Here is a 12,347-nt window from a genome sequence, read left to right as displayed (position 1 = left end):
CAATGGAATACCGCTCCTTTATTTAGTTTTGACGTACTTTACGGATTAAGAAAACACCTGAAATTAGAATTAGCGCTGCAAACAATCCAATACGTGCTTCATCGCCTGTTTTGGGGTTATCTGTTTTTTCAGCTTTTCCATTTTCATTTTTTGTTTCTTTGTTCGCTTCTTTAGCTGTTTCCTTACTCTCTACTTTTGTTTTCTCTTCTTTTACTTGTGTATCTGTTTTCGCTTGGTCATTATTTTTTGTTGTAGCAGCTACACCGTTATCGCCACCTACCGCTTTTACATTTGCATCAAACGCAAAGCGAATTGTGTAGTGATGGTCATAATTCACATCTGGTACAACAACATGAATCTTTACAGCTGCTGGTTTAGATAAGTCGTCTATTTTAAACTCTACAGTTCTTTTATCTGCTGATTCATCTTTACTAACAACTTTCGCATCAATAAAATTCCCATTCTCAGGTGCTTTAAATTCTGTAATCCAAGCACTATGATTCATCGGAATTTGTACTCTCATCTCACCATTTTTTACAACTAACTTAGCTGGTTTTTCAAAATAATCATTTGCCATTGAAGCTGAATCATTTTCCGCTTTTTGAATGACATAGTTAATATCATAAGTACCGTCAGCTAGTTGTGCTGAAGCTTTCCCATATGGCATGACAAGAAAAGCTAGCATACATACGAACGTTATAATAAAAGCGGGTAATACAGAAATCTTTCTCATTTGGCTTACTTCCTCCTTGTTTATCTTTCATCCACACTCTTTTGAAAATGATAATTATTCTCAATTTATAAGAAAAAAATAATAATCCTCTACCATTATTTAATTGTACTTTCTTTATGTACTGTAGACATTATTGATTATCATTCTCACTTGATATTAAAAATAATATCCCTCTCTATTCCGTATAAAGAGCGATTCCTATTTTAACATAAGTCCCTATCCTATTTGTTGATTATCATTCTCAATGAAACTCAAAAAAAATAAAACTATCCATTTTCCTACTCTATCACCTCTATCTACAAAAATGATATCGTTATAGAAAACCTTATACCTTTCACTCCTCACTTTCCTTCCAATATTTCCACAACTAAGTCAATCTTAGCCTACTCGTAAATTTTTTGTCAACTATATTACGTATAAAATTTTTAATATCTAAATTTCTCTATATACGGCTTTTTCTACAAAAAAAGAGGCTTTCTTTCATAGAAAGCCTCTTTCCTCTATTTTTCTACAGCAATTTCCTGCTTTTGAAACTTAGAAACTATATAACCAAATCCTATACCGATTATGCCTGGAACTAGCCAACCAATGCCTACACTATATAATGGAATCTTATCTAAAATAGGGGCTAGCGCTGCGATTTGAAGGTTTGCATTGTGTAATCCATCAAAGAAACTTATTGCAAATGCTCCTACAATACCACCTACATACATCGCTAATGGAAGACGAACGTAGTTTTCAACAAGTGATAATACAATCAGCACGATACCAATTGGGTAAATTGCAATTAAAATCGGTAATGCTAATGCATTTAACTGAGTTAATCCAAGATTCGCTACCATAAATGCTAATACACAGAAAATGAAAACGACCTTTTGATAAGAAAGCTTTGGTAATAAGGAAGAAAAATATTCCCCACAAGCTGCAACAATACCTACAGAAGTTGTTAAACATGCTGCTGTAATTGCAATTCCTAATAATAAAGTTCCATAACTACCAAACAAATGATTTACAACGTTTGTTAAAATAATTCCTCCGTTTGCTCCCATTCCAAGAGACACACTAGAAGCTCCCAGATAAGCAAGCACTAAATAAACAAGTAGTAAACCAAGCGCTGCAATAAATCCTGCAAAGATTGTTACTTTTGCAATGCTGTTCTTATTTGTAACACCTTTTGCTTTTAACGCATTAATCACAACATTTCCGAAAACAAGTGCTGCAAGTCCATCTAAAGTTAAATATCCATCAATAAAACCTTTAAAGAGCGGAGCACTATACGCTTCTGTCGGTGCACCAAATTCTCCAATTGGTGTAATAAGTGCTTTACCTACGATAATTGCAATAACAGCTAACAAAATTGGAGTTAACACTTTACCAATGCGCCCCACTAATTTCGACGGATTTAAAGCTAGATAGAAAGTTACGGCAAAGAAAATAAATGTAAAGATAACAAGTGGATATGATTGACCAGCTATCTCACTTGGTAAAAACGGTGCAATACTCATTTCATAAGCAACAGTTCCTGTACGCGGTACACTTACGAATACGCCTAAACATAAATAAATTGCAGTGATAAAAACTAGTGCGAATATAGGGTGTACACGCCCTGCTAGCTCATTAATATCTCCCTTTAAAGCTATAACAATTACCCCTAATAACGGTAGCCCAACTCCTGTTACAATAAAACCAAACAACGCGATCCATACATCTGTTCCAGCACCTTGTCCTAATGCTGGTGGAAAAATCATATTACCCGCACCGAAAAATAGTGCAAATAACATTAAACTTATTGCAAACATCTCAGAAAACTTTAAAGATGATTTCATTTCTACTAACCTCCTAATTTTTTATTTAACAAAATATTCTGAATTAAAATCCGTCATATATCCTCTTTCAAGCATACTTCCCCATAAAAGAACGCAAAAAACACCCGTCCCTAACAAAGGGACGAGTGTTGAAATCGTGGTTCCACCCTTATTCTAATAAAATGAATTTATAACGAAATAAGCTCATTTTATAGCTCGTGTAAATTGATAACGGTTTTATCCGCCAAGAATTACAATGCATCATGCATGCAGTTCACTCTTGAAGTTTAGAGGTGGTAAGCTTGTCTTTTCGTATTAGGAAGCTCACAGCCTAAGGCTTCCCTCTCTGAGAATCGTAGAAAACAACTCATGTCCTCATCATTACTTTTATAAAATATCTTGTCGAAACTTGTTGTTTTTTATTATATGGGCTATTTTTTAAAAAATCAATAGTTTTATTTTTTCTGACAAAAAAATATAGGGAGAAAATTTCCCCTCCCTATAACTGCCCTATTAATAATTCTAATTCTTCAGCTGTAATGTCTCTCCACTTTCCTACTTCAAGATCATTTAGCTCTATATTCATAATGCGTTCTCGCTTTAGTTTTGTCACAGTAAACCCGAAAGCACGGCTCATTCTACGAATTTGTCTGTTCATCCCTTGCGTTAAAACGATGCGAAATGTAGACTGATCAACTCTCGTCACTTTACATGGCTTCGTCATGCCATCTTTAATCTTTACACCGCTGGACATCTCATCAATAAACCAATCTGTAAAAGGTTTATCGACTGTGACAACATATTCTTTCTCGTGCTCATGATCACCATGTAAAATTTGATTCGCAATCGCACCATCATTTGTTAATAAAATAAGTCCTTCTGACGCTTTATCCAATCGCCCAACAGGAAAGATACGCTCTGGGTAATTGATATAGTCAATAATATTATCTTCAATATGATCGGCTGCTGTACAAGTAATGCCTACTGGTTTATGAAAGGCAATATACACCTTTTCCTTCTCTTCTTTTGCAATAACCTGTCCATCAATCGTCACGACATCACCATCGCTCACAGGTGCACCGTGCGTACATATTTCACCGTTAATAGCCACGCGTCCAGCTTTAATAAGACGATCTGTCTCACGTCTTGAGCAGGATTTTGCTTCGCTTATGTATTGGTTGATTTTCATGTCTTATTCCTTTTCACATATATTAAAAGCGTCAATCTATGGCAATATCATTATGCCACGATTGACGCTTTTTCACTTCGCAAAAACAACTAAATAAATAACCCCAATCACCAAAAATATTCCGCAACAAGCTAACAATACTTTTGCAAGTTTGTCCATAAACATATAATGGTTTCCCCTTTGTTTCGTTGTTTTCTATTTTAATTCGACAACTGTCACGCCTAGGCCTCCCTCGCCCATGTCACCGTAGCGGTAGTTTTTCACGCCGCGATGTTTCTTCAAGTAGTCTTGTACACCTTGGCGAAGCGCTCCTGTTCCTTTACCGTGAATAATTGAGACGCGAGGATAGCTTGCAAGCTGGGCATCGTCTAAATATTTTTCAACACGCATCATTGCATCTTCATAACGTTCACCACGAAGGTCAAGCTCTAAGGAAACGTGATAATCTCTTCCCTTCACACTTGCAACTGCTTTTTTCTCAGTTTGCTTCGGTGTATTAATGTATTCCATATTGGATTCTTTCACTTTCATCTTCAGAATACCAATTTGTACGCTCCACTCTGTATCACTTACCTTTTCAAGTAATTGACCTTTTTGACCGAACGTTAATACTTTTACTTCATCACCTGCGCGTAATTGTTGTTTCGGCGCTGTGTTTTTCACGTTTACTTTTTGTTTCTTCACAAGCTCTGGCGCCGCACCTTCTAGACGGCTCTTCGCTTCAATAAGCTCATGGTCTTTCACGTTTACAAGCTGTGCTTTACGCAATTGACGAAGTTCTTGAATAATGCCTTCTGCTTCTTTCTTTGCAGCTTCGACTTTTTCTTCCCCTTCTTTTTGCGCTTTTAATAATTTTTCATCGCGCTCATCATTAAATTCAATAATTTGACGCTGTAATTCGCGATGCAGTTTTTCAGATTGCTTACGAAGTGCTTCTGCTTCGTTCCAGTCACGTTCTGCGTTCTTTTGACTTTCTTCTAACTTCGCAATCATATTTTCAATTTTGTTTGTATCTGTACTAATGTGGTTACGAGCTTGATCAATCACGCGATCAGATAATCCAAGGCGTTTCGAAATTTCAAAGGCATTACTACGTCCTGGTACACCGATTAATAATTTATACGTTGGGCTTAATGTGTTCACGTCGAACTCAACGCTCGCATTAATAACTTGCTCACGATTATATCCGTATGCTTTTAATTCTGGGTAATGCGTCGTTGCAACAACGCGAGCACCACGATTACATACTTCATCTAAGATTGAAATTGCTAATGCAGCCCCTTCTTGCGGGTCTGTTCCAGCTCCTAATTCATCGAATAAAACTAAGCTTTCAAAATCAGCTTTTTCTAAAATATCAACAATGTTCACCATATGTGAGGAGAACGTACTTAAACTTTGTTCAATCGATTGCTCATCACCGATATCAGCAAAGATATTTTTGAATACACAAATCTCTGATTCATCCATTACTGGAATATGAAGACCAGATTGCGCCATTAGTACACAAATACCAACTGTTTTCAGCGTAACTGTTTTACCACCTGTGTTCGGTCCTGTAATAACAATTGTCGTGAAATCTTTACCTAACATAATATTATTTGGCACGATAATTTCCGGATCAATAAGCGGATGACGTGCTTGTCTTAAATCCATATAGCGCTCGTTATTTACGATTGGCTTCGTTGCTTTAATACGCTTGGCATAAAAAGCTTTCGCAAAGATGAAGTCAAGATTCGCAACTACTTCTACGTTCGATAAAACGATATCCGCTTCTACTGCCACTTCTTCTGTTAACATCAATAAGATGCGTTCAATCTCTTGTTTTTCTTTCACTCGTGCTTCTTGAAGCGCGTTATTTAATTCTACAATGACTTGTGGTTCAATAAATAACGTTTGTCCAGAAGCTGATTGATCGTGAACAATACCGCCATATACGCCGCGATATTCTTGTTTTACTGGGATTACGTAACGTTCGTTACGAATCGTTACAATCGCGTCAGACAGCATCTTTTGCGCGTTGGAAGAACGCGTCATGTTTTCTAACTTTTCACGAATACGGCTTTCCGCAGTACGAATTTGAGTACGAATACCACGCAGTTTATCACTTGCGCTATCGACTACTTCACCGCCATCACCGATGCAATTTGTAATCTTCTTTTCTAAATCATATAAAGATACAATTTGAGCAACATGAGTTTCTAAAATGGGAAGCTCGACACCATTATCAACCATATCTTCAATGAAACGTTTCATATTGCGACTACCATACATCGTATTGGCAATATCCAGTAGTTCATTCGGGCTTAACATACTTCCAATCTTTGCACGCTTCACATTTGAGCGAATATCCGTAATACCACCTAATGGTGCATTACCTTTCAAACGAATGACTTTCGCTGCTTCATCCGTTGTATCTTGCATTTCTACGATTTCTTCAAAATCAGTGCTCGGCACTAAATGCTTCACTTTGTCACGGCCAAGTGAAGAGGCTGTATGTTCAAGTAATTGTTCTTTTACTTTATTGTATTCTAATACACGCAACGTTCTTTCTAACATGTTGCAGGTCCCCCTTGTGTTACTTATTACGTTTAATATAGTCTAATAAACGTTCAATATCCCATGTGTTAATTACGTTATCTTTTTGAATCCAACCTTTACGTGCCGCTGCTACACCTGTTTCCATATCTTCTAACATTTCAAGCGTATGAGCATCCGTATTAATCGCTACTTTTACACCAGCATCTTGTGCTTGTTTTAATAATTTCGCGCTTAAATCTAGACGGTTTGGATTCGCATTTAATTCTAAAACTGTATTTGTCTCTTTTGCGAGTTCAATTAATAAATCTGTATCTACATCATAACCCTCACGACGTCCAAGAAGACGTCCTGTCGGATGAGCAATCATTGTGACATGCTTATTCTCTAGCGCAGCGCGAAGACGTTTCATAATCGTTTCACGGTCTTGTGAGAAGCTAGAGTGAATCGCTCCAATAACATAATCTAATTCTGCTAGTACTTCATCATCAAAATCAAGTGTTGCATCCGGTAAAATATCCATTTCAATTCCGCGTAAAATTGTAATGTCTGGATACTTTTCATTCATACGTTCAATTTCTTTCGCTTGTTCACGAAGGCGCTCTTTCGTTAAACCGTTCGCTACTTTCAAGTATTGTGAGTGATCAGTGATTGCCATAAACTTATATCCACGAGCGCGGCACGCTTGTACCATTTCTTCAATAGAAAAAGCACCGTCACTCCACGTTGTATGCATATGTAAATCACCTTGTATATCGGAAAACTGAATTAAGTTTGGATACTCTTTAATTAATTCAATTTCTTTTCCATCTTCACGCACTTCTGGCGGGATAAACGGAAGACCGAAATGAGCAAAGAACTCCTCTTCTGTTTCAAACGTCTTCACTTCACCTGTTTCTAAGTTTTCTACACCGTACTCACTAATTTTCTCGCCTTTATCTTTTGCGATTTGACGCATTTTCACGTTATGGTCTTTTGATCCTGTGAAATGGTGAAGCGTTGTAATAAATTCTTCTGGTTTTACTAAACGGAAATCGATTGAAATATCATATTCATATTGAAGACGAACAGAAACTTTCGTATCTCCACTTGCGATTACTTCAATCATATTATCGAATTGCAGTAAATGCTCACGTACTGCTGCTGGTTCTGTCGTTGCAATGATAAAGTCTAAATCTTTCACTGTTTCACGAACACGGCGCAAACTACCAGCGCGAGAGAAACGAATTACTTCAGCAATATTCGACAATTTCTCCTCTATTTCCCCGGCAATAGGCAATACCATCGCGATTGGTAAACGCTCTGGACGAGAGCCTACTTGATCAATTGCCTCTAATATTTTCTCTTCTGTCTTCTTACCGAAACCTGCTAAAGCTTGTACTTTATTTTCCTCACAAACCGCTTTTAGCGATTCCATATCAACAACACCAAGTTCTTTATATAACTTAGCTACCTTTTTACCACCAAGGCCTGGTAATTTTAATAACGGTAATAAGCTACTTGGCACTTCTTTTTCAAGCTCTTGTAATACTTCAGATGTTCCCGATTCTATATATTCTTGAATAACTGCCGCTGTTCCTTTTCCGATACCTGGAATCTTCGTGAAATCTTCAATTTCAGAAAGACTGCGATCGTCACTTTCTAATGCTGCTGCCGCCTTACGAAATGCAGATATTTTAAATGGATTTGCGCCCTTTAGTTCCATAAAAAGCCCGATTGTCTCTAGTAATTTAATAACTTGTTTTTTATTTACTTTCATCATTACCCCGCCTTTCTTTCATAGAAAAAAACTCCTCTTTCCGAAAAAAGAGAAGTTATACTCTGCTACCTGTCTGCCATAGTTCCTTCACCTTTTCAGAGAGAATCGGTGTATCGTCTATAATTATTTTGCTAATTGATGATTTTTGTAATGGTGTTTGTACTTGTTCAATCGGAAGAATGTTTCCAATGATAATTAAGACAAACAAAATAATATATACTTCTAAAAATCCGAGGATTGCCCCCGCAAACGCATTTACTTGCTTTAAAACCGGTATTTCTGCAAACATATTTAACAAATTACCAAGTAACGAAAGTGCAATTTTTGTGATAATAAACAATATGATAAACGCAAGCGCTTGATAAAATACTGTCTCAATATTATTTGCATCAATCCATTCTGGAACAGATACGTTTTTATCAAATGGATACGGAATAAATTTCGCAAGTGCTGGCGCTAAATCTTTACAGTACCAGTATGCAACAAGGTATGCGATAATAAAGCTTGTTAACTTTACAAGTTGCAGAATAAACCCTCTGCGTAAGCCGAGGAAAAATCCCATAACAAGCAGTAAAATGATAATAATATCAATCATGTTATTCCATTCCTTTTTTTGTCATACTTTCTTTCAATTTCTCATGTTCTTCTTTTAATTTTATGTAATCGTGTATGACGTTTACCGCCGTCAATACCGCTAGTCTACTCGTGTCAAGCGAAGGATTCTTGGCATTGAGTTCGCGCATTTTATCATCCACAATCGCTGCTACCATGCGGATATGACTTGTACTTTCATCGCCAACAACTGAATATTGCTGACCATAGATTTCTACATTAATTCGACTTTTCTTTCCCTTTTGTTGTGACAACTCACCGGCCTCCAATCACGTACAGAATCCTAAAGTTTATCATACCATGAACCTTCATAATATGGAAACAGAAAGAACAATCCGATATGATAAAAATAACAATATAAAAAAAGGGGCGACCATTATGTCAAATTCTATCGTAATTCAAACAAATTCTACAGTAATTGAAGACATGAAACAACAATATAAACACTCGCTTAGCCCGAAAATCCCGCAAGGCGGGATCTTCATGGCAAAGGTACCATCTTGCACAATTACAGCGTATAAATCTGGAAAAGTAATGTTCCAAGGCGGACGTGCTGAAGCAGAGGCTTCTCGTTGGCAAACTGTCTCTCAAACACCGAAAACAGCTGTAAAAAAATCTGTCGATTCACACCGTTATGCACCGCCTACTTCCATTGGTACAATGTCTATCGTAGGGTCAGATGAAGTTGGTACTGGTGATTTCTTCGGGCCGATGACAGTAGTTGCTGTATATGTGGATGCGAAGCAAATTCCACTTTTAAAAGAACTTGGTGTAAAAGACTCTAAAAACTTAAATGACGATCAAATTACTGCCATTGCGAAACAACTTCTACACGTTGTTCCTTACAGTTCTCTTGTCCTTCATAATGAAAAATATAACGAACTATTTGATAAAGGAAACAACCAAGGTAAGTTAAAAGCTTTACTACATAATAAAGCTATTACAAACTTATTAGCTAAAATTGAGCCTACAAAACCTGAAGGCATCTTAATCGACCAATTCACACAACCTAATACATACTACAAATATTTAGCAAAACAAAAACAGGTACAGCGTGAAAATGTTTACTTCGCGACGAAAGGCGAAAGCGTCCATTTAGCAGTAGCCGCTGCTTCTATTTTAGCTCGCTACTCATTCGTAAAACAGTTTGACGAACTAAGCAAAAAAGCTGGTATGCCACTTCCAAAAGGTGCTGGTAAACAAGTTGATATCGCTGCTGCTAAATTAATTCAAAAACTTGGTAAAGAACGATTACCTGAGTTTGTGAAACTGCATTTTGCTAATACGGAGAAGGCGTTTCGCTTATTAAAATAGTATCGACAAAAACAGGAGCCTACAAACTCCTGTTTTTTGTTTCACCCTACTATCGACCTTATATTTTTGTTACAATATAAATATACAGATTATTCAAATTAAGGAAGGGGATTCCCATTGCTACTTCTACAAATGATTCTAAATATCTTACTAGGTGATCCACACGAAAGACAGTTCGAAATTAGAGAAAACATTCAGCTACTAAGTGAACAACGAGAGTTCAACGATTTAATAGAACGCTATGGCCGATCTTTCTTATTAAACTTTCGGATCCGAAGATTTATCGGGAAACACGATGCCCGCTCGTTAATACATAATCCAGCAAAACTACAACACTTCTGTGAGGAACTTGAATGTATGATAAGAAAAAGGAGGTTTTTCATATGAACGCTGTAAAAGTGAAAAAGTTATTATATGTTTTCGTACACCTAGTAGGCCCGCTTTCTTACTTCATTATTTCTACCATTTGGGGAGTTTTATTCACTACTAAATCCACATTCGAAAACATATCTGATAATCTTGGCGTTATGGCCATCTATTACGTGTTCATAAGCTTACTGTGGTTTTTCTATTTAGATCGATTAGACAAAGATGTAGATAACATTACAAAAGAAATTAACGATAATAAGATGTAACACATAAAAAGGAGAGCCGCCAAGACTCTCCTTTTTTATGTTAGCTTCGTTTCTGCTTCTTATTTGATGAAGATACTTTATGAGAACCTGTTTCATGTGTCGTCGTTCCTTGTCCTTCTATTTCTGGAGAACCAAGGCTTGATCTTGAATGATCTTTTTTCACTTTTTTACTCATTTATATTCACCCCTTCGCGTTACTTTTTGCTACGAGGTACTAAACTATTCAAAATAAAAAGCGAGAGGAAATCCTCTCGCTTTTTATTTTGAATAGTTTAGAACTCAGAAGAACCTGGAGTTCTTGGGAATGGAATTACGTCACGGATGTTAGCCATGCCAGTGATATACATTAGGAAGCGCTCGAAACCTAGACCGAATCCAGCGTGTTTTGTACCGCCGTATTTTCTAAGTTCTAAGTACCACCAGTAGTCCTCTTCGTTCATACCTAATTCTTTAATTCTGTCTACTAAAACGTCCATTCTTTCTTCACGTTGACTTCCGCCGATTAATTCGCCGATGCCAGGAACTAGAAGGTCAGTAGCAGCTACTGTTTTTCCATCTTCATTCATACGCATGTAGAACGCTTTAATGTCTTTCGGATAGTCAGTTACGAATACAGGGCGTTTGAAGATCTCTTCTGATAAGTATCTTTCATGCTCTGTTTGTAAGTCAATACCCCATTCTACTGGGTATTTGAAGTCAGCACCTGATTCTTGAAGTACTTTAATTGCTTCTGTATATGTGATACGACCGAAGTCAGAGTTAATCACATTGTTCATACGCTCTAGAACTGTCTTATCAACGAAGCTGTTGAAGAATTCCATTTCTTCTGGCGCATGCTCTAGTACGTATTTCATTGCATATTTCAGCATATCTTCTGTAAGATCCATTACGTCACCTAATTCAGCGAATGCAATCTCAGGCTCAACCATCCAGAACTCAGCAGCGTGGCGAGTTGTGTTTGAGTTTTCTGCACGGAATGTAGGTCCGAATGTGTATACATCACGGAATGCTAATGCATAAGCTTCAGCGTTCAGCTGTCCACTTACTGTTAAGTTTGTTTCTTTGCCGAAGAAGTCTTTTGCTTCATCAACTTGTCCGTCTTCACCTTTTGGTACGTTGTTTAAATCTTGCGTTGTTACGCGGAACATTTCGCCAGCACCTTCTGTATCACTACCAGTGATGATTGGTGTGTGAACATGTACGAATCCACGCTCTTGGAAGAACTGGTGAATCGCAAATGCTGCGATAGAACGTACGCGGAACGTTGCAGAGAATGCATTTGTTCTTGGACGTAAGTGAGCGATTGTACGTAAGTATTCAAACGTATGACGTTTCTTTTGAAGTGGGTAATCAGAATCTGATAAACCCTCGATATCAATTTTTTCTGCTTTAATTTCAAATGGTTGCTTCGCTCCAGGCGTTGCAATTACTTTACCTTCTACTTTAACTGAAGAGCTAAGTGGAAGTTTTGCAATTTCTTTGAAGTTCTCTAATTCTGTATCGAAAACGATTTGAACGCTTTTGAAGAAGCTACCGTCGTTTAATTCGATGAAACCAAATGCTTTTGAATCACGTAAGTTACGAATCCACCCTGATACTTGTACTGTTTGACCTGCGTATTTATCTGTATCTCTATACAGACTTTTTACTAATGTGTTTTCCATAGTGAAATTCTCCTTTGCTGATATATTTAAATACAAAAAAACCTTTCATCCATAAAGGGACGAAAGGTTAAACTTCGCGGTACCACCCAATTTGTCATAAA

12 protein-coding genes and 2 other annotated features (1 of these 14 only partly in view) are annotated in these 12,347 nt (G+C 37.1%); of the genes, 3 read left to right on the top strand and 9 right to left on the bottom strand.

The window, feature by feature from the left end; translation table 11 throughout:
* Window positions 1-22: 22 nt before the first annotated feature.
* From isdC to zapA, 7 genes are all read right to left on the bottom strand, one after another.
* Window positions 23-733 (bottom strand): heme uptake protein IsdC, encoded by a 711-nt coding sequence (gene isdC, locus ACUN28_RS06360; protein ID WP_016086035.1) that lies wholly within the window; start codon window positions 731-733, stop codon window positions 23-25.
* A 500-nt stretch (window positions 734-1,233) separates the two neighbouring features.
* Window positions 1,234-2,559, bottom strand: a complete 1,326-nt coding sequence (brnQ6, locus tag ACUN28_RS06355; protein ID WP_016136831.1) for a branched-chain amino acid transport system II carrier protein BrnQ6 — start codon at window positions 2,557-2,559, stop codon at window positions 1,234-1,236.
* Window positions 2,560-2,673: 114 nt separating this feature from the next.
* Window positions 2,674-2,929 (bottom strand) — a binding site (T-box leader).
* A gap of 108 nt (window positions 2,930-3,037) precedes the next feature.
* Window positions 3,038-3,727, bottom strand: coding sequence for a 23S rRNA pseudouridine(2604) synthase RluF (locus ACUN28_RS06350; RefSeq protein WP_016086033.1), 690 nt, complete (start codon window positions 3,725-3,727; stop codon window positions 3,038-3,040).
* A 195-nt stretch (window positions 3,728-3,922) separates the two neighbouring features.
* Window positions 3,923-6,283, bottom strand: a complete 2,361-nt coding sequence (locus ACUN28_RS06345) for an endonuclease MutS2 (protein WP_016086032.1) — start codon at window positions 6,281-6,283, stop codon at window positions 3,923-3,925.
* Window positions 6,284-6,302: 19 nt separating this feature from the next.
* Entirely contained in the window at window positions 6,303-8,021 is a 1,719-nt protein-coding gene (gene polX, locus ACUN28_RS06340) for a DNA polymerase/3'-5' exonuclease PolX (RefSeq protein WP_016086031.1), read from the bottom strand.
* 55 nt (window positions 8,022-8,076) lie between these two features.
* Window positions 8,077-8,616: a CvpA family protein gene (locus tag ACUN28_RS06335; protein WP_016136832.1), complete on the bottom strand. Its 540-nt coding sequence runs from the start codon at window positions 8,614-8,616 to the stop codon at window positions 8,077-8,079.
* Window position 8,617: 1 nt separating this feature from the next.
* Window positions 8,618-8,887, bottom strand: coding sequence for a cell division protein ZapA (gene zapA / locus ACUN28_RS06330; RefSeq protein WP_000082701.1), 270 nt, complete (start codon window positions 8,885-8,887; stop codon window positions 8,618-8,620).
* Between the two features lie 124 nt (window positions 8,888-9,011).
* Between zapA and rnhC the strand changes: the two genes are divergently transcribed.
* The 3 genes from rnhC to ACUN28_RS06315 all read left to right on the top strand — a co-directional run bounded on the left by rnhC (window position 9,012) and on the right by ACUN28_RS06315 (window position 10,582).
* On the top strand, window positions 9,012-9,947 hold the full coding sequence (gene rnhC, locus ACUN28_RS06325) for a ribonuclease HIII (protein ID WP_098506235.1): 936 nt from the start codon (window positions 9,012-9,014) through the stop codon (window positions 9,945-9,947).
* Window positions 9,948-10,064: 117 nt separating this feature from the next.
* The gene (locus ACUN28_RS06320) at window positions 10,065-10,334 is read left to right on the top strand and encodes a hypothetical protein (RefSeq protein WP_033660118.1); all 270 of its coding nucleotides are present in this window, start codon (window positions 10,065-10,067) and stop codon (window positions 10,332-10,334) included.
* Complete coding sequence (locus ACUN28_RS06315) at window positions 10,331-10,582, top strand: hypothetical protein (RefSeq protein WP_016086028.1); 252 nt, start codon at window positions 10,331-10,333, stop codon at window positions 10,580-10,582. Before ACUN28_RS06320 ends, ACUN28_RS06315 begins: the two co-directional genes overlap by 4 nt.
* Window positions 10,583-10,622: 40 nt before the next feature.
* On the opposite strand, the gene ACUN28_RS06310 is transcribed toward ACUN28_RS06315, so the two are convergent.
* Both ACUN28_RS06310 and asnS read right to left on the bottom strand, forming a co-directional pair.
* Window positions 10,623-10,757: a YuzL family protein gene (locus ACUN28_RS06310; RefSeq protein ID WP_016086027.1), complete on the bottom strand. Its 135-nt coding sequence runs from the start codon at window positions 10,755-10,757 to the stop codon at window positions 10,623-10,625.
* A gap of 97 nt (window positions 10,758-10,854) precedes the next feature.
* Entirely contained in the window at window positions 10,855-12,246 is a 1,392-nt protein-coding gene (gene asnS / locus ACUN28_RS06305; RefSeq protein ID WP_016086026.1) for an asparagine--tRNA ligase, read from the bottom strand.
* Window positions 12,247-12,298: 52 nt separating this feature from the next.
* Window positions 12,299-12,347, bottom strand: a binding site (T-box leader) (it continues 203 nt past the right edge of the window).

This window comes from Bacillus sp. WC2507, assembly GCF_052656125.1.
Note: the sequence above shows the minus strand (reverse complement) of the source record. Positions and strands in the feature narration are given on the sequence as shown.